Here is an 18,450-nt window from a genome sequence, read left to right on the forward strand (position 1 = left end):
AGGCGCTGATCACAGCGTGCGGTCGGGGGCGGTCACGGCGTGAAGTCGACGGGCAGCCGGGCCGCCTTGGCACCGGTGGGCGGGACCTGAAGGGTCTTCAGGGCGAACTCCATCACCTGCTTGAAGACGGGTCCGCAGATCTGGCCGCCGTAGTAGTTGCCCTTCGTGGCGTTCTGGATCGCGCAGTAGACGGTGATCCGGGGCTTGTCCGCGGGGGCGAATCCGGCGAACGACGAGGTGTAGCCGTGGTACTTGCCGGTGGCCGGATCCACGCGATTGGCCGTACCGGTCTTGCCCGCGACCCGGTACCCGGGGATGCGCGCCCTGATGCCGGTGCCCTGTTCGTCGTCCACCACGGACTCCAGCATCCGGGCGAGGGCCTTCGCGGTCTTCTCGCTCACGACCCGGTTCTTCGCGGGCGCGGCGGCCGGTGTGAAGCGGCCGTCGGGTCCCTTCGTACCGCGCACCAGGGTCGGCTCGACACGGACGCCGCCGTTGGCGATCGTCGAGTAGACGGAGGCCGCCTGCATCGCGTTGATCGACATGCCCTGGCCGAAAGGGATCGTGTACTGCTGCGAGGTCGACCACTTGTCGGCGGGCGCGAGGATGCCCGCCGTCTCGCCGGGGAAGCCGAGCCCGGTGTGACTGCCGATGCCGAACTTGCGCAGATACGAGTACAGGACCTGGTTGGCCTGTTTCTGGGTCTTCCCGAGCTGGCCGGTCGCCAGGATGGTGCCGATGTTGCTGGACCTGGCGAGCACACCGTTGAGCGTGAGGTCCCAGGTGGCGTGGTCGACGTCGTCCTGGAAGAGCCGGTCGCCGCGGTGCAGCCGGTTGGGCACGACGACATGGGTCCCGGGGGTCGCCGCGTTCTCCTGGAGGACGGCGGCCATCGACATCAGCTTGGCGGTGGAGCCGGGCTCGTAGGCGTCCTGGAGGGCGGCGTTGCCCATGGCCGCCGCGTTCGCCTGGGTGAGGTCGTTCGGGTCGAAGCCGGGCGCGTTGGCCATGGCCAGGACCTGGCCGGTCCTGGTGTCCTGCACTATCACGTAGCCGCGGTCCGCCTTGGACGTCTTCACCTGCCGGCTGATGGCGTCCTGCGCGGCCCACTGGATGTCCCGGTCGATGGTGAGCTCGACGTCGGCGCCGGACACGGCCGGTGTCTCGGTGGAGCCCACGGTCGGCACCTGGCGGCCTCCGGACTGGGCGTAGCGGATCTTGCCGTCCTTGCCCGTGAGCTCCTTGTTCAGCTGCTGCTCGATGCCGCCGCCGCCCTTGCCGTCGGCGTTGACCCAGCCCAGTATCCCGGCGGCGAGATCGCCGTTCGGGTACACCCGCTTGCTGGCCGGTACCGCGAGGACGCCGGCGAGGACGTTGACCGTGCCGCTGTCGGTCCCCGCCTTGGCCCCCAGCGTGCTCTTCAGGTCCTTGATCTGCTGCCAGACCTGGGGGGTGCGGCGGTGCGCGAGGAGGGTGTAGCGGGTGTTCTTCGTCCGCAGCTTCCTGGCGACGGTGTCCACGTCCTGGCCGATGATCGGTCCGAGGAGGGCAGCGGCCTGTTCGGGGGCGTCGTCCACCTTCGTGGCCTCGCGGGTGAACATCGTCGGGTCCGCGGTGATGTCGTACGCGTCCACGCTCGTCGCGAGTTCGACGCCGTCGCGGTCGGTGATCCCGCCGCGCTCGGCGGCCAGGGTGCGCCCGACGTAGCGGTTCTGCTCGGCCTTCGCGGCGTAGGTGCTCGCGTCCACGGCCTGCACCTGGAGCAGCCGTACGACGAACGCGATCATCACCAGCGTCAGCGCGAGACTGACCATGCGCAGACGGGGGCGGGGGCTGCCGAGCCGGATGACGCGCGGGCCTTCGGAGCGGGCGGCGGCCGGGCGGCGCACCGGCCGGCCGCCCGGGCCGGACCTGCTCCGGCCACCTGGGCGGGCCGGCCCGGCGGGGCCGGGGACTCGGCGGCGCGGCGGTTCCCTGTCGGACACTTCCGTCACCTGCCGGGGGTCGTGGAGGGCTGTGTGGACGGGACGGGGACCCTGGTCGCGGACACTCCCGCGGAGGGTCGCCGCGCGGCGGGGGACGCTGCCGGGCCCGGGGTGCGCGGGGCCGGGGCGAGGACCTCGGGCGGGGGGATCATCGGGGACCGCGCGGCGGAGCCGACGGCGCCGGGAACGCCCTTGACCGTGCCGTCGGGGCCGAGGAAGGCCGGGTCGCCGCCGGGGACCATGCCGAGTTCGCGGGCTCGGCGCTGGAGGGCGTCGGGGGCGGAGTAGGCGTCCACGTCCCGCTGGAGTGCCTGTTCCTCGTCGGTGAGGCTCTTGGTGTCCTTCTGGAGGTCGTCGAGGCGGAACGCGCCTTCGCTGAGCGCCGAGTTCAGCACCAGGAGCCCGATGAGGCCGCCGCCGAGGAGGAGGACCACCAGGAGGACGAAGGGGGTGCGGGCGGCCTGCCCGGCCCCGGTCGGGAGGAGCCGCGCGAGCCGGGCGGCCCGTCCCCTGAGTTCGGGTCTGCCGCTCACGCGCCCTCCCTGTGCCTCTGGTGTTCCGGCTTCACGGCCGCTCCATGGGTTCGGTGCCCGTACTCACGAAGCCGTCGCGGGTTCGGTTCCCGCACTCACGAGGAAGCCGTGGGTCCGGAATTCCGGCCCCCGCCGTCGGGCGGGTCCGCAAGGCGGGCCCTCGGCCTTCCGCGAGTTCGGCATCCCGGCTCACGGCCCCTCCTTCTCCCCGCGCCTCACTCGGCGGATTCCTCGCGGATGCGCTCAGCACCCCGCAGCCGCGCGGGAGCCGCCCGCCGGTTCTCGGCGACCTCTTCCTCGGTGGGAAGTTCGGCACCGCGGGTGAGGAGCTTGAGCCGGGGCTGGTAGCGCTCGGGGACGACCGGCAGCCCGGGCGGCGCGGTGTTGGCGGCGCCGGCCGCGAACACCTGCTTGACCAGCCGGTCCTCGAGCGAGTGGTACGACAGCACGGCGACCCGTCCGCCGACGGCGAGCGTCTTGACGGCCGCGGGGATCGCCCTCTCCAGGACACTCAGTTCGCCGTTGACCTCGATGCGCAGCGCCTGGAAGGTGCGCTTGGCGGGGTTGCCGCCGGTGCGCTTGGCCGCTTGGGGCAGCGCGTCACGGATCAGCTCGACGAGCCGCGCGCTGTTGGTGAAGGGCTCCTTGACGCGCTCGCGCACGACCGCGGAGACGATCCGCTTGGCCTGCTTCTCCTCGCCGTACGCCCGCAGGATCCGCACCAGTTCGCCCGGCGGGTAGGTGTTGAGCACCTCGGCGGCGCTCATGCCGGTCGTCTGGTCCATGCGCATGTCGAGCGGGGCGTCCTGCGCGTACGCGAAGCCGCGGTCCGCCTCGTCGAGCTGCATGGAGGAGACACCGAGGTCGAACAGGACGCCCTGGACACGCGGGATGCCCAGACGGTCGAGCACGTCGGGGAGTTCGTCGTACACGGCGTGCACCAGGTCGGCGCGGTCGCCGTAGGGGGCGAGCCGCTCTCCGGAGAGGCGCAGCGCCTCCTTGTCGCGGTCCAGGGCGACGAGCCGCACTCCGGGGAACCTGGTGAGCAGTGCCTCGCTGTGACCGCCGAGCCCGAGCGTGCAGTCGACGACCACGGCTCCCGGATCGGCGAGGGCCGGGGCCAGCATGTCCAGGCACCGCTGGAGCATCACCGGGACGTGACGGCTCTGTCCCTCCGGTCGCCCGCTGTCGCCCTCGTCGGGAAGCGCTTCGCGCCCTTTCATTCCGGGCCCTCTCAGGTCCGGCGCGGCCATACGCACTGCCGGGTCCCCACCCGCTCGGGAAGGGGAGGCCCGTCGACGCCGGATGAATGGCGTCGGCCGACCGGGAGCGGGAGGAGGCCGAGCCGTACGTACGCGCCGCGCACGCGGGGAAACTCCGGAAAGTCGCCGGGTCTCCTGGGGAAAACAGTCCAGCGGGGAGAGCCTCGCCTCCCGCTTCGCGTCACTTTAGTCCACGGTGTCTCGCGGTCAATCAACCGGCATGCGCGTCGCGGACGGGGCTCGGACCGAAGCCACGGATCCGAAAGAATCACCCGAACGGGCACGTCGTCACCGCCCGTGTGGATTACCTCACAACAAGCCGCGATGACATTCTTTGTCCCCTCTCACAGCAGGCCCGGTCCGAGCGTGACCAGTAACGTCGCAGGTATGACGACTTCCGCATCCGTTCCCACCGAGCCCGAAGGCGCCATAGACGCAGCGGCCTCGGTCACCGACCGCCTCGTCGACTCGAACGGCAAATACGCCGCCGCCTTCACCGACCCGGGCATGGACGCCCGCCCCGTGCTGCGGGTCGCCGTGGTCGCGTGCATGGACGCCCGTATCGACCTGCACGCCGCGCTCGGCCTGGAACTGGGCGACTGCCACACCATCCGCAACGCGGGCGGCGTGGTCACCGACGACGTGATCCGCTCCCTCACCATCAGCCAGCGGGCCCTCGGCACCCGCAGCGTGGCCCTCATCCACCACACCGGCTGCGGTCTGGAGTCCCTCACCGAGGAGTTCCGGCACGACCTGGAGATGGAGGTCGGCCAGCGCCCCGCGTGGGCGGTCGAGGCCTTCCGCGACGTCGACCAGGACGTACGGCAGTCGATGCAGCGCGTGCGCACCTCCCCGTTCCTGGTGCACACCGACGACGTACGCGGCTTCGTCTTCGACGTCACGACCGGCCTGCTGCGGGAGATCGACCCCTCCTGACCGGGCCCGCCGAACCCCCGGTCGCCGGTTCTCCGCAGCTCGTGGGACCCTCTCCTCACAAAAAACCCCGGCCGTCCGGTGCCCAAAGAGCCGTAAGAACTGACATATCGCGGCCACTTGTCCACAGGCGGATGACACGAACCGGTAACGGCAACAAGAATGCGGGTGTGGCGTCACGCGGAACCTTTCGCGCGTGGTGCCCGTGTTTCGGGGTGGGCCGGTCCGCACAGGGCGTCGGCCCGAACGGGCCGAGGAGGGCCGGGTGACGACCTATGACGATCGAGCGAGCCTTACAGATCTGACCACCACCGCGGAGCGTGTCCGCAGTTCGGTGGAAGGAGTGATCGAAGGCAAGCCAGAGGTCGTACGGCTTTCGCTGACCGTGCTGCTCGCCGAGGGCCATCTCCTGATCGAGGATGTGCCCGGCGTCGGCAAGACCATGCTCGCCAAGGCGCTGGCGCGTTCCATCGACTGCTCGGTGCGGCGTATCCAGTTCACGCCCGACCTGCTGCCCTCGGACATCACGGGTGTGTCCATCTGGGACCAGCAGCGCCGGGACTTCGAGTTCAAGCCGGGAGCGATCTTCGCGCAGATCGTGATCGGCGACGAGATCAACCGCGCCTCGCCCAAGACGCAGTCCGCGCTCCTGGAGTCGATGGAGGAGCGGCAGGTGACCATCGACGGGCAGACCTACGAACTGCCCAGCCCCTTCATGGTGGTTGCCACCCAGAACCCGGTCGAGATGGAGGGCACCTACCCTCTGCCGGAGGCCCAGCGCGACCGCTTCATGGCCCGTGTCTCCATCGGCTACCCGAGCGCGGAAGCCGAACTCCAGATGCTGGACATCCACGGCGGAGTGAGCCCGCTGGACGACCTCCAGCCGGTCGCCCACGCGCACGACATCGTGAAACTGATCGACGCGGTCCGCACGGTCCATGTCGCCGATCCGGTGCGCCGTTACGCGGTGGACCTGGTGGCGGCCACGCGCACCCACCCCGACCTCAGACTCGGCGCCTCACCGCGGGCCACACTGCACCTGCTGCGCGCGGCCAAGGCCTCCGCGGCCCTCAGCGGCCGGGAGTTCGCGCTGCCGGACGACCTCCAGGCGCTCGCCGTCGCGGTCCTGGCCCATCGCCTGCTGCCCACGGCCCAGGCGCAGTTGAACCGCCGCACGGCCGAGCAGGTCGTCCAGGAGATCCTCCAGCGCACCCCGGTGCCCGCCGCTCCCCAGCAGTCCGGCCTCTCGATGGGCCGGGGCGCGCCCACGTACGGTCAGCAGCCGCCCCGGAGGCTGTGATGACACAGGCGAGCACGGGCCAAACCGCCGAGGACAAGGGCGGGCTGCGCACCGCGCTCGCCGGTCTCACCACACGCGGCCGCTCGTTCCTGGCGGCCGGAGTGGCCGCCGCGATCTGCGCGTTCGTCCTGGGGCAGAACGATCTGCTCCGGGTCGGCCTGCTCCTCGCGGCGCTGCCGCTGGTCTGCGCGACCGTGCTGTACCGCACCCGCTACCGGGTCGCGGGCAGCCGCAGGCTCTCCCCCGGGCGTGTGCCCGCGGGCTCCGAGGCCCGCGTGCATCTGCGCATGGACAACATCTCGCGGCTGCCCACCGGCCTGCTGATGCTCCAGGACAAGGTGCCGTACGTCCTCGGTCCGCGCCCCCGCTTCGTGCTGGACCGGGTGGAGGCGGGCGGCCGCCGCGAGGTGTCCTACCGCGTGCGCTCGGACCTGCGCGGCCGCTATCCGCTTGGCCCGCTCCAGCTGCGGCTGACCGACCCGTTCGGCATGTGCGAGCTGACCCGCTCCTTCTCGGCGTACGACACCCTGACCGTCATCCCGCGCGTGGAGGCACTGCCGGCGGCGCGGCTGGCCGGTGAGGCGAAGGGGTACGGCGACGGGCGGCAGCGCTCTCTCGCGCTGGCCGGCGAGGACGACATCATTCCGCGCGGGTACCGCTACGGCGACGACCTGCGCCGCGTGCACTGGCGGCTGACTGCCCGCTACGGCGAGCTGATGGTCCGCCGCGAGGAACAGCCCCAGCGCTCGCGCTGCACCGTGCTGCTGGACACCCGGGGCATCGCGTTCCAGGGCGCGGGACCCGACTCGGCCTTCGAATGGGCCGTGTCGGGGACGGCGTCCACGCTGCTGCACATGCTCGAACGGGGCTTCTCGGTGCGCCTTCTGACGGACACCGGCAGCTCGGTGCCCGGCGAGGGCGCCGACGGGTTCGCGGGCGCGAGCCAGGGGTCGGCGGACGCCGCCGGGATGATGATGGACACGCTCGCCGTCGTCGACCACTCGGACGGCACGGGCCTTTCCCGGGCGTACGAGGTGCTGCGCGGCGGCAACGAGGGGCTGCTGATCGCCTTCCTCGGCGATCTCGACGAGGAGCAGGCGACCGTGCTCGGCAAGATGCGCCAGCGCAGCGGCGGAGCCGTCGCGTTCCTTCTGGACAGTGAGTCGTGGGTACGGGAACCGACCGATGTGCCCGGCCCGTTGGACAAAGGCACGGACCCGCTGCGCATGCTGCGCGAGGCGGGGTGGACCGCCATGGCGGTGCCGCGGGGGGCGTCGCTCGCCGACCTGTGGCGCGAGGCGGACCGTCAGCGCACGCACCTGGCGTCGACGGGGACGAACGCGGGGGACGGTGGCGTATGAGCGGGCGGGCAAGGCTGGCGCTGTACGCGGCGGCGGCCACACTGATGACGTCCTGCTCGCTGCTGCCGCTGGTGAGCCCGGCGACGTGGATCTTACAGGCAGCGTTCCTGCTGGCGGTGCAGACCGGTGTCGGCGCGCTGACCCGGCGGGTCCCGCTGGCCCGGCCGCTGACCGTGGCGTGCCAGGCACTGGTGACGCTGATGCTGCTGACACTGGTCTTCGCCCGGCATCAGGCCCTCGCCGGGATCGTCCCCGGGCCCGAGGCGTTCCAGCACATCTCGGACCTGCTCCAGGCGGGCGCCGACGACGTCGGCAGATACTCGATCCCGGCTCCGCTGTCGGACGGGATCCGGCTGATGGTGGTCGGCGGTGTCCTGGTGATCGGGCTCGCGGTCGACACCCTCGCCGTGACCTACCGCAGCGCCGCGCCCGCGGGCCTTCCGCTGCTCGCCCTGTACTCGGTCGCCGCGGGCCTCTCCGGCGGCGGCGCGGCCGGGCTGTGGTTCCTGCTGGCGGCAGCCGGCTATCTGATGCTGCTGCTGGCCGAGAGCCGGGACCGGCTCTCGCAGTGGGGCCGTGTCTTCGGCGGCTCCGGCGGATCGGCCCGCGCACCCGGCCCGGCGCCCGCGAGCGGTGTCGTGGCGCCCGTCCGCACGGGGCGGCGGATCGGGGCGGTCGCACTGGGGGTCGCCCTGTTCGTGCCGCTCGCCCTGCCCTCGCTCGACGGCGGTCTGCTGGGCGGCGCGGGACGGGGTATCGGCAACGGCACCGGGGGCGGCGGCACGATCTCCGCGGTGAACCCGCTGGTCTCCCTCCGCGACAGTCTGAACGTGGACGAGGACCGCACGGTCATGACATACCGCACGGACACCGCGGACACCCAGAACCTGTATCTGCGGATCGTCTCGCTGGACGACTTCGACGGCACGGCCTGGAAGCCGGCCCAGCGCCACATCGTGGACGTGCCGAAGACGTTCCCGACGCCGGTCGGACTGTCCGGCGAGGTCAAGCGGGCGACGATCCGGACCCGGATCGCGGCGGCCGACTGGTACGCGCAGGACTGGCTGCCGATGCCGTATCCGGCCAGCAAGGTCGACATCAAGGGCAGCTGGCGCTACGAACCCGTGGGGCGCACCCTCGTGGGCGACCACGGACAGAACACCCGCGGTGCGCAGTACGAGGTCACGAGCCTGATGGTGGAACCGACGGCGCAGCAGCTGGCGAGCGCCCCGGATCCGTCGCCCGCGATGAAGCGCGAGTACACCAGGGTCCCGAACTCGTTGCCGGCGGTGGTGGCGAGGACAGCCCGCAAGGTCACCGCGGGCTCGGCCAACCACTACGAGCAGGCGGTCAAGCTCCAGGACTACTTCGCCGTCAGCGGCGACTTCCGTTACAACACCCAGGTGCAGGCCGGCAGCGGCTCCGCCGCGATCGCGAACTTCCTGAAGGAGAAGGAGGGCTTCTGCGTCCACTTCTCCTTCGCGATGGCCTCGATGGCGCGGACGCTCGGGATTCCGGCCCGCGTGGCGGTGGGCTTCACGTCGGGGACCCCGCAGGCGGACGGTTCGATGTCGGTGGGGCTGCGGGACGCGCACGCCTGGCCCGAGCTGTACTTCGAGGGCGTGGGCTGGACCCGCTTCGAGCCGACCCCGAGCCGGGGCTCGGTGCCCTCGTACACCCAGACGAACACACCGGGCGACGCCGAGTCCGCCGCCCCGAAGCCGGCGTTCTCGACGTCCGCGGCGCCCTCGGCCGAGCCGTCGGCGAGCGCGAGCTGCTCGCCCCAGCTGCGAAAGCTGGCGGCCTGCCCGGACCAGTCCTCGTCGGTGGCGATCGGTCCCCAGGACGACGACTGGCCCTGGACCAGGATCCTCGAGCTGACTCTGGCCGGGCTACTGGTGCTGGGAGTGCCGCTGCTGCCCATGCTGTGGCGGACACGGGTACGCGCGGTCCGGCTCGGCGGCCATGGCCGCACCGAGGCGGAGGTCGCGGCGTACACGCTGGGGGCCTGGTCGGAGGTGACCGACACGGCGTGGGACTTCGGGATCGCGCCGGAGGAGTCGCAGACGCCGAGGAAGGCGGCCGAGCGGATCGTCGGGCTCGGGGAGCTCGACGCGGAGGCCGAGGCCGCGGTGCACCGGCTGGCCGCGGCCGTGGAGCAGGTGCTCTACGCTCCGCACCCGCAGCCGGTGGCGGGCCTCGCGAACGACGCGCGCCAGGTACGGAACTCCTTCAGGACCTCAGCGAGCGGGCTCGCCCGTCTGCGCGCTCTTCTCGCCCCGCGTTCGGCCGTCCGGGTGATCTGGATGGCCTCGGCCGCCCGGAGAACGCTGAGAGCCCGGCTGTCCGCCCGTCTCCAGGCCCTGCTCCGCCGCCCGTCGGGCCAGAACGGCTGACACCTGGACCGGCCCCGGCAGAGCCGGGGCCGGTCCAGGCACGCTCCGACAGGGGCCGGCCGGCCGAGGGGCGGTGCCGCGAGAGGGAGGGCCTCGGCGGTTCTGACCGTACATACGCGTGAGGGGGTGTCCACCCGGTTCCGGGTGGACACCCCCTCACGCGTATGTCTGCGGCGGCGACGCCGACGGCTCAGTTGCCGCCCTGCTCGTCGCGACGACGCTGCCAGCGCTGTTCGATCCGGTCCATCACGGAACGGCGCTGTCGGCTCTGCCCGCCAGCGGCGGGCGAACCCGCCGCGGCCGGCTGCTCACCCGGCTTGGGGGCTTTGCGCCAGCCGGTGACGGCGAGCACCGCACAGCCCAGCATGACGAGGAAGCCCACCACGCTCAGCCAGATCTGAACCGCGACCATTCCAGCCATGAGGAGCGCGATACCCACCAGGAAGCCCGCGACCGCTTGGTAGACCCGTCGCCGGGTGTACGTACGCAGCCCGCTTCCCTCAAGCGCTGTCGCGAACTTGGGATCTTCGGCGTACAGCGCTCGCTCCATCTGCTCGAGCATTCGCTGCTCGTGCTCCGAGAGCGGCACGGAGTCCTCCTCATCGTGCAGTCGCCGGGGCGACCGGGGGTCCCCTTCAGGATAGGCAGGGAATCGGCCCCGTGAAACCCGCCCTCTACGCCAATTCACCGACCGGAACCCTTCATGGCGCCCCGATGCGCTGAGGCGTGCATTCCCCAGCGAACGGTCCGTCATGCCGGACGGTCTCCCCCGATCATACGGCGCCGCGCACTCGATCGGGTGGTCTGTGGCGTACTCCATCTGCCGCCAAGCCCCTGATCAGCGGCGCGCCACGGGAGCCGCTCAGTCCTCTGTCGCCCCTCGGGCCTCACCGAGCACATGGAGCTGTGTGGCCACCGAGTGGAAGGCGGTGAGCTCGGCGGCCGCCGCCTCCAGCTTCAGAAGTGCCTCCAGGGCTCCCGGCTCGGTGTCCACCAGGACCCCCGGCACCAGGTCCGCGAAGACCCGGACACCGTGCACGGCGGCCACGTGCAGGCCGGCGCCCGCGACCAGGGAGGTGAGCTGTTCGGCGGTGAACCGGTGCGGAACGGGATCACTCTCGCCCCAGCGTCCGTCCGGGTCGTCGAGCGCGTGCCTGGCCTCCTTGAAGTGTCCGGCCAGCGCGCGGGCCACCACGGCTCCGCCCAGACCCGCGGCGAGGAGGCTGAGGACACCCTCGGGTCGCAGCGCGTCCACGACGTTGCGGACGCCCTCGGCCGGGTCGTCGACGTACTCCAGGACGCCGTGGCACAGCACGGCGTCGTAGCGGCCGCGTTCGACCACGTCGAAGAGGCCGTGCGCGTCTCCCTGGACACCCTGCACGCGGTCGGCGACGCCGGCCTCGGCGGCCCTCCGCTCCAGTGCGAACAGCGCGTTCGGGCTGGGGTCGACGACGGTGACGCGGTGACCGAGGCGGGCCACGGGCACCGCGAAGTTGCCGCTGCCGCCGCCCGTGTCGAGTACGTCGAGCGACTCCCGCCCGGCGGCCTTGACCTGACGGTCCAAAGCGTCCTGGAGGACCTCCCAGACGACGGCGGTACGGAGAGAAGCGCGTGGGCGCATCGGGTCCGACACGGCAGTTGACTCCTCGGCGCGGCACCGCCTGTCGAACGGCGGGGCGATCTTCGAGCCCCCCGGCGGGGAGGCAGCAGGCGCCTCCACCCTATTGCCTCCGCCGCCGTGACCGGTCCCCCGTCTCACGCGCGCCGGATCACCGGTCCCGGTCCTGCTCGCGGTCCCGGCGGGGCTGGGGCAGCACGGGCTGGAGCACCAGCATCCGCTCGACGAGGCGCAGGAACAGGGCGACGTCGCGTATGAGGTCGTCGGCGTCGCGGGTGGTGGCCGCGCCCTGGATGCCGGCCTCCGCGCGGGCACGGCGGGTGGCCCCGGAGGCGAACAGCGCGCTCCACTCGGTCAGTTCGGGGGCGATCTCCGGAAGCACCTCCCAGGCACTGCGGATTCGGGCCCGGCGCCGGGAGGCAGGCTCCGGGCGGGCACGCGCGGCGAGGACGGCGGCGGCGGTGCGCAGCGCCGCCAAGTGGGCTGTCGCGTAACGCTCGTTGGACGTTTCCAGGGCCGCCGCCTCGTCGAGTCCGGCGCGGGCCTGGGAGAGCAGGTCGAGGGCGGCGGGCGGGGCCGTGGCCCGGCGGAGCACGGGGTGGACGTCACCCGCCGGTCCGGTCGGTGAGGGGGCAGGGCCGGTGGCGCGGCGCCGACGGGCGGCGGCTGCGGACGAGCTGGCCATGACGAACCTCCTGTCGTCGTGTGACGGCACTGTGGCCGTATGTGCCCATCGTGCGGTATGCCACTGACAATCCGTTCTGACCTGCACTTTTGCTTCGAGCGCAAGTTCGGGATAGTTTTTGCACTGACCAGTCAGTTCAAAAGTGGTTCGATGTGTTCCAGGGGATGGGGGAGCTGTGGACGGTCCGCATGGAGTGGGCATCGCGGCCGGAGACTTCGGACTCGACGGACCCCGCGGACAGGTTTTCCGCGGGGTCCGTCTCGACGCGGAGCCCGGATCGCTCATCGCGATCGAGGGGCCCTCGGGATCCGGCCGCACCTGCCTGCTGCTCGCCCTCACGGGCCGGATGAAGGCCACCGGGGGGACGGCAACCGTGGGTTCGTCGAGACTGCCGAAGCAGATGGCCGCGGTGCGCCGGACGAGCGCGCTCGCGCACGTGCCCGGGGTCACGGACCTGGACCCCGCGCTGACCGTCGGGGAGCACCTGAGGGAACGGGCCCTGCTGCAAAGGCGGTTCGGGGGCTCGCTGCGCTCCCTGCTGCGCCCTCGGGGCGAGCGGGCGGCCGAGACCGAGGCACGGATCGGCGCAGCGCTGGCCGCCGCCGGGCTCGACCCGGACACGCTGCCCAAGGGTCCGAGGACCGCCGTACGCGATCTGGAACGGCTCGAAACGCTGCGGCTGTCCCTCGCGCTGGCCCTGATGGGCCGCCCGCTGCTGCTCGGCGTCGACGACACCGACCTCAAGCTCTCGGACGCCGAACGGTCCGAGATGTGGGCCCTGTTGAGGTCCGTCACCGAGTCCGGCACGACGGTCGTGGCGGTGTGCAGCGAGGCTCCCGAAGGCGCCGTGGTCGTGTCCACCGCACCGGCCGGCACGGCGAAGACCTCCGATGACCCGGACCCCGGCACCGTCGGCATCATCAACTCCGCGGCGACCTCCGAAGCCGCCGGCACCGACACCGCCCCAAGCACCGCCACCGATTCCGACAGCGACAGCGACAGCGACAGCGACAGCGACAGCGACAGCGACAGCGACAGCGACGAACACGACAGGGACACGGCCGATGCGCGCAACTGAATTGGCCCTTCTCGAACTCCGGCGCTTCGGCCGGGGCAAGCTCCCGCGCGCCGCCCTGGTCGCGCTCCTGCTGCTGCCCCTGCTCTACGGCGCCCTCTACCTGTGGTCGTTCTGGGACCCGTACGGCCGTCTCGACCGCATCCCCGTGGCGCTGGTGAACGACGACAAGGGCGCGACGGCCGACGGCCGCAGGGTCATCGTCGGGGACACCATCACGGCGGGCCTGCGCGACAGCGACACCTTCGAGTGGCACGAGGTGAGTTCGGCCGAGGCCCGCCGGGGCGTGGAGGACGGCACGTACTACCTGTCGCTGACCATGCCTGGCGACTTCAGCAGGAGGATCGCGTCCAGCTCCGGGACCTCGCCCGAGACGAGCGCGCTCCAGGTGCGCACCAACGACGCGAACAACTACATCGTCGGGCAGATCTCCCGCACGGTGTTCAGCGAGGTGCGCACGGCCGCCTCCACGAAGGCCTCGCGTTCGTTCCTCGACAAGATCTTCATCTCGTTCTCGGACATCCACGGCAAGACCGTGCGGGCGGCCGAGGGCGCCGACCGGCTCAACAGCGGCATCGGCAGGGCGAAGAAGGGCTCCAAGGATCTCGCGGACGGCCTGAAGGAGGCCAAGAAGGGCAGCGGGAAGCTCTCCGGGGGCCTCAGGAAGCTCACCACGGGCGCCGGTGATCTGGAGGACGGCTCGCACCAGGTCGCGGACGGCACCCGGGCGCTGGCCGGCAAGGTCGACGGGGTCGCGGACAAGGTGGGCCCCTTCCTGAAGGACAACGAGAAGTCGATCGGCGACACGGCCCGGCTGGTCGCCGACTCGGCCTCGGGCATCCGCCACAATCTCGGCACCCTGGTGAAGACGGCTCCGGCCGCCGCCAAGGGCGCGCGCACCGCCTCCGACGCGCTGAACGCCGTCCACCGCGCGCGATGCGAGACCCTGCCGGTTCCCGATCCCGCCTGTCCCGAGCTGACGAAGGCCGCGGAGGCCGCCGCGGACGTCGTCAAGGTCACCGACGACGTGAACGCCCTGATCGGCGACCAGGACGGCGACCTCGACGAACTGGACAAGAACCTGGCGACGCTGGAGAAGCAGGCGCGCGCCCTCGCCGATCGCTCGCCGCACCTCTCCGAGGACCTCGACGACGCCGTCTCGAAGATCGACAAGCTGAACGACGGGGCGGCCGCGGTCGCCCGGGGCGCCAAGCGGCTGCACGAGGGTCTCGGCACCGTCGGGACCGGCGCCGCGGACCTCGACAAGGGCGTCGGCCGGCTGAAGACCGGCGCCGGCGACCTCGACGGGGGCCTGTACAAGCTCGTCGGCGGCTCCGGGAAACTGGCGGGCGGCCTGCACGACGGCGCCGGACGGATCCCCGACTACGACAAGCCCGACCGCGACCTGCGTACCGAGGTCATGGCCGACCCGGTGCGCATGGCCTCCAGGGACCTGCACAAGGCACCCAACTACGGCACCGGTTTCGCTCCCTACTTCATCCCGCTGTCCCTGTGGGTCGGCGCGATGGTGGCGTACATGCTGATCCAGCCGCTGAACCGGCGCGCCCTCGCCGCGGGCGCCTCGGCATGGCGCGTCGCGCTGGCGGGCTGGCTGCCGGTCGCCGCCGTCGGCGTGCTCCAGACGGCCGCCCTGATGGCGGTGCTGCACTGGGCGATCGGTCTCCAGATGGTCCGGGCCGCGGGAACGGTCGGATTCCTGTTCCTGGTGACCGCCTGCTTCGCGGCGATCGTGCAGTGGCTGAACGCCCGCTTCGGGGCCGCGGGACGGATCCTCGTCCTGGCCCTGCTCATGCTCCAGCTGACGTCGGCGGGCGGCACGTACCCCGTCCAGACCAGTCCGGGCTTCTTCAACGCGATCCACCCCTACCTGCCGATGAGTTACATCGTCGAGGCCCTCCGCAGGCTCATCACCGGCGGCGGCCTGGAGCCGGTACGGACGGCGTGCGCCGTACTGACGGCCTTCACGGTGGGCGCGCTCGCCCTCACCGCCCTGACGGCCCGCCGCAGGCAGGTGTGGACCCTCGACCGGCTGCATCCGGAGCTGAGCCTGTGACCACGCGCGCGGATGCTCCTGTGACAATCGGAGCCATGGAAAGCAGCAGCACCACGGCGGGCGGCGGCGGCCGCCGCGAGGCGACCCGGCAGAAGCTCTACGAGGCGGCCGTCACCCTGATCGCCGAACAGGGCTTCTCCGCCACCACGGTGGACGAGATCGCCGAGCGGGCCGGGGTCGCCAAGGGCACGGTCTACTACAACTTCGCGAGCAAATCGGTCCTCTTCGAAGAGCTGCTGCGCCATGGCGTGGGGCTCCTCACCGCGTCGCTGCGGGAGGCGGCGGAGAAGACGGACCGGGACGGCGGCAGCAAGGTCGACGCGCTGGACGCGATGATCCGGGCCGGACTCGTCTTCATCAACCGCTATCCGGCGTTCACCCAGCTCTACGTGGCGGAGCTCTGGCGCACCAACCGGGCCTGGCAGTCCACCCTGATGGTGGTGCGGCAGCAGGCGGTGGCGGTCGTCGAGGACGTTCTGCGCGACGCGGTGGCGGGCGGGGAGCTCAGCGACGAGATCGACATCCCGCTGACGGCGGCGGCGCTGGTCGGGATGGTCCTGGTGGCCGCCCTGGACTGGCAGGCGTTCCAGCCGGAGCGCTCCCTGGACGACGTCCACGCGGCACTGTCCCGGCTCCTCCAGGGACGCGTGAGCGGCCACCGCTGAGGACGGGTTTCCGAGCGCCGGGTGCCCGGCAACCACGAAGCGCCGGTCCGGACGGCCGCGTCCCCCACGGGCCGTCCCTACCGGCGCTTCGCCGTGCTCCCCCGTACCCCCGTCGGGCCCCCGTTCGGTCGTCCCCCGGGTTCCCCCGTGTCTCGCTCCCGCCGAGCGGGCCGGCGGAAGGAGCGGCCAAGGGCGCGAGTTCCGTTCCGCCGCCCCGTGTCGGCGGTGCCGGAGCCGCGCCCCTTTCCGTGCCTCCACTCTCCCGTTCCCGCAGGTCGGGCCCATCCGTGCGGCTACTCATCTCACCCTGTAGGTACGGATACTCAGGCGTGCGCGCTCAGACCCAGGACGCGGCCGTCGCCGACTGGTTACGATCCCCTCCGTGTCCGTACTCCCCCTGGTCTTCACCAGCGGCTGGGCCAGCGGCATCAACGCGTACGCGGTGGTGCTGCTCCTCGGCGTCTTCGGCGCCACCGGGCTGAGCAACGACGTCCCGCAGGCCCTGCAACGCCCTGAGATCCTGGTCACAGTCGGGGTTCTCTTCGTCTGCGAGGCGGTCGCCGACAAGATCCCGTACGTCGACTCGGTGTGGGACTCGGTGCACACCGTGATCCGGCCCGCGGCGGGCGCCTGGGTCGGTGCGATGCTCGCCGGACAGAGCGGCTCGGTCCCGGACCTGGCGGCGGCCGTGCTCGGCGGTTCGACCGCCCTGGCCAGCCACACGGTCAAGGCCGGGACCCGGATGGCGGTCAACACCTCGCCGGAACCCTTCAGCAACATCGTGCTGAGCACCGCCGAGGATCTCGGGGTCGCGGGGATCGTCACGCTGGCGATCTTCCATCCCTGGGCCGCGGCGGTCGTCGCCGGTGTCCTGCTGTGCACCGGGCTCGCCGTGCTCTTTTTCCTCGTCTCGCGGATCAGACGGTTCCTGCGCCGCCGGGCGCAGCGCCGCGAGGAGCGCAGGACGGGTGCCGTGGCGCGGCGGCGGTACGGCGGGGCGCCGTGGGCGGACCGCGACTGACGGGGGCTGTCGGTGGGGGCCGATAAAGTCGCCGGCATGGGACGGATCGCGGTGATCGGCGCCGGGATGGGCGCGATGGCGGCCGCCGCCCGGCTGGCCGTCGCGGGCCACCGGGTCGTGGTGTACGAGCGTACGGAGACGTACGGCGGTGCGGTGCGCCGCTTCGAGCGGGACGGCTTCGTCTTCGACACGGGCCCGGGGCTGCTGCCGGTGCCCGCGGTCCATCGCGACCTGTTCGTCAAGACCGGGAAGCGGCCTCTGGAGGAGTGCGTCGAGCTGGTCCAGGTCGACCCGGCGGCCGGCCACGTCTTCGCGGACGGCACCCGGGTGTCCCTGCCCAACGCCTCGCGCGCGGGCGTGGTCGCCGCCCTGGACGAAGCGCTTGGCGACGGTGCGGGCACGCGGTGGGGCGACTTCCTGGTGCGGGCCCGGGAGGCGTGGGACCGTGCGCGCCGGCCGCTCCTTGAGGAGCCGCTGTGGGCCGACTGGGCGGTGCTGGCCGAGCGCGACCCCTATCCGTCGGTGCCGCACCGGAAGCTGCTGCGCACCCGCCGGGCCGGGACCCTCGCCGAGGTCGCCGCCTGGGAGCTGCGCGACACGCGCCTGACGGCCCTCCTGGAGAGCCACGCCCTGGCGTACGGGCTCGACCCGCGCGCGACCCCGGCGAGCGCCGCCGTGCTGCCGTACATGGACCACGCCTTCGGCACCTGGTACGTGCGCGGCGGAATCCGGGAGTTGGCGCGCGCCGTGTACGAGCGGTGTCTGGAGCGCAAGGTCGAGTTCCGTTTCGGCACCCGGGTCGAGCGGATCGCCGAGAGGGACGGCCGGGTCGCCGGTGTGGAGCTCTCCCCGGGCGGCACGTTCGAGGAGGCGGACTTCGTGGTCGCGGGCGTGGCACCGGAGGGCCTCCTCACCGGGGCCGGGCTCCGGGGCGGTGACGAGGTACCGCCGCGGCCCGGCGCGGCGAGCCGGCTGACGCTGCTGCTCGCGCTGCGCGGCGGGCGGCCGGCCGGGGTGGCGCACCGGACGGTGGTCCACTCGGCCGACCGCGACGGTGAGCTGGAGCGGCTCTTCGGCGAGCGCCCCGGGGTGCCCGCGGCGCCGACCGTCGTGGTGGCACGTCCCGACGACCCGGCGCTCGTGCCGGACGCTGAGCACGAGGCGGTGACACTGACCGTCACCGTGCCGTCCGGCGCTCAGGTGTCCGGGGAGGACGTGGAGCGGGTTCTCGGCGCCGCCGGGCGGGCCCTGCCCGGTCTGCGCGACCGGCTCCTGTGGCACGAGGTCCGCACCCCGGCCGACATCGCGGAGACGACCGGGGTGGCGGGTGGCGCGGTTCCCGCCCCGGCGCTGGCCGCGGCGGACGGCCGGCTGCTGTACCCGTCGAACACCACGCGGATCCCGGGACTCTTCGCGGCCGGGGGCTGGGCACACCCCGGCGGCGGTCTGCCGCACGCGGGCATGTCGGGCGCGCTGGTGGCCGGACTGATCGTGGAGGGACCGCACTTCCAGGGCTCGCAGTGACCGGCACCGCGGCGGGAA

At 72.3% G+C, this 18,450-nt stretch carries 15 protein-coding genes; 9 read left to right on the plus strand and 6 right to left on the minus strand.

All coding sequences use genetic code 11. The features are described 5' to 3' along the window. Positions 1–32 precede the first annotated feature (32 nt). From ABZV42_RS33380 to rsmH, 3 genes are all read right to left on the minus strand, one after another. Positions 33–1,985 carry a penicillin-binding protein 2 gene (locus ABZV42_RS33380; protein WP_355988288.1) on the minus strand — a complete coding sequence of 651 codons (1,953 nt, stop codon included), beginning with the start codon at positions 1,983–1,985 and terminating at the stop codon, positions 33–35. 5 nt (positions 1,986–1,990) lie between these two features. Next, a complete protein-coding gene (locus ABZV42_RS33385; RefSeq protein WP_355988286.1) occupies positions 1,991–2,518 on the minus strand; it encodes a hypothetical protein in 528 nt (175 codons plus the stop codon). A gap of 215 nt (positions 2,519–2,733) precedes the next feature. Then, positions 2,734–3,741, minus strand: a complete 1,008-nt coding sequence (rsmH, locus tag ABZV42_RS33390; protein WP_356055169.1) for a 16S rRNA (cytosine(1402)-N(4))-methyltransferase RsmH — start codon at positions 3,739–3,741, stop codon at positions 2,734–2,736. Positions 3,742–4,167: 426 nt separating this feature from the next. Between rsmH and ABZV42_RS33395 the strand changes: the two genes are divergently transcribed. The 4 genes from ABZV42_RS33395 (at position 4,168) to ABZV42_RS33410 (ending at position 9,770) form a co-directional block, all read left to right on the plus strand. Further along, positions 4,168–4,716 (plus strand): carbonic anhydrase, encoded by a 549-nt coding sequence (locus tag ABZV42_RS33395; RefSeq protein WP_355988280.1) that lies wholly within the window; start codon positions 4,168–4,170, stop codon positions 4,714–4,716. A 262-nt stretch (positions 4,717–4,978) separates the two neighbouring features. Then, positions 4,979–6,013: a MoxR family ATPase gene (locus ABZV42_RS33400; protein WP_355988278.1), complete on the plus strand. Its 1,035-nt coding sequence runs from the start codon at positions 4,979–4,981 to the stop codon at positions 6,011–6,013. After that, complete coding sequence (locus ABZV42_RS33405; RefSeq protein ID WP_355988275.1) at positions 6,013–7,374, plus strand: DUF58 domain-containing protein; 1,362 nt, start codon at positions 6,013–6,015, stop codon at positions 7,372–7,374. Before ABZV42_RS33400 ends, ABZV42_RS33405 begins: the two co-directional genes overlap by 1 nt. Continuing rightward, entirely contained in the window at positions 7,371–9,770 is a 2,400-nt protein-coding gene (locus tag ABZV42_RS33410) for a DUF3488 and transglutaminase-like domain-containing protein (protein WP_356055177.1), read from the plus strand. Before ABZV42_RS33405 ends, ABZV42_RS33410 begins: the two co-directional genes overlap by 4 nt. A 190-nt stretch (positions 9,771–9,960) precedes the next feature. On the opposite strand, the gene ABZV42_RS33415 is transcribed toward ABZV42_RS33410, so the two are convergent. From ABZV42_RS33415 to ABZV42_RS33425, 3 genes are all read right to left on the minus strand, one after another. Further along, positions 9,961–10,359 (minus strand): DUF3040 domain-containing protein, encoded by a 399-nt coding sequence (locus tag ABZV42_RS33415; protein WP_355989290.1) that lies wholly within the window; start codon positions 10,357–10,359, stop codon positions 9,961–9,963. A 273-nt stretch (positions 10,360–10,632) separates the two neighbouring features. After that, positions 10,633–11,403, minus strand: a complete 771-nt coding sequence (locus ABZV42_RS33420; RefSeq protein ID WP_355989293.1) for a methyltransferase — start codon at positions 11,401–11,403, stop codon at positions 10,633–10,635. A 136-nt stretch (positions 11,404–11,539) separates the two neighbouring features. Beyond that, positions 11,540–12,073, minus strand: coding sequence for an SAV_6107 family HEPN domain-containing protein (locus ABZV42_RS33425; protein ID WP_356055179.1), 534 nt, complete (start codon positions 12,071–12,073; stop codon positions 11,540–11,542). Between the two features lie 175 nt (positions 12,074–12,248). Here ABZV42_RS33425 and ABZV42_RS33430 point away from each other — a divergent pair, with 175 nt between their 5' ends. From ABZV42_RS33430 to ABZV42_RS33450, 5 genes are all read left to right on the plus strand, one after another. Next, a complete protein-coding gene (locus ABZV42_RS33430) occupies positions 12,249–13,151 on the plus strand; it encodes an ATP-binding cassette domain-containing protein (protein ID WP_356055181.1) in 903 nt (300 codons plus the stop codon). Further along, on the plus strand, positions 13,138–15,222 hold the full coding sequence (locus ABZV42_RS33435) for a YhgE/Pip domain-containing protein (protein WP_356055183.1): 2,085 nt from the start codon (positions 13,138–13,140) through the stop codon (positions 15,220–15,222). The genes ABZV42_RS33430 and ABZV42_RS33435 overlap by 14 nt, the downstream gene beginning before the upstream one ends. A 35-nt stretch (positions 15,223–15,257) precedes the next feature. Further along, complete coding sequence (locus ABZV42_RS33440) at positions 15,258–15,887, plus strand: TetR/AcrR family transcriptional regulator (RefSeq protein WP_355989303.1); 630 nt, start codon at positions 15,258–15,260, stop codon at positions 15,885–15,887. Between the two features lie 382 nt (positions 15,888–16,269). Then, on the plus strand, positions 16,270–16,908 hold the full coding sequence (locus ABZV42_RS33445) for a DUF4126 domain-containing protein (RefSeq protein WP_356055185.1): 639 nt from the start codon (positions 16,270–16,272) through the stop codon (positions 16,906–16,908). A 36-nt stretch (positions 16,909–16,944) separates the two neighbouring features. Further along, positions 16,945–18,432, plus strand: a complete 1,488-nt coding sequence (locus ABZV42_RS33450) for an NAD(P)/FAD-dependent oxidoreductase (RefSeq protein WP_355989307.1) — start codon at positions 16,945–16,947, stop codon at positions 18,430–18,432. Positions 18,433–18,450 lie beyond the last annotated feature (18 nt).

Origin of the sequence: Streptomyces sp. NPDC005281 (assembly GCF_040607495.1) — a bacterium.
Taxonomy (GTDB): domain Bacteria; phylum Actinomycetota; class Actinomycetes; order Streptomycetales; family Streptomycetaceae; genus Streptomyces.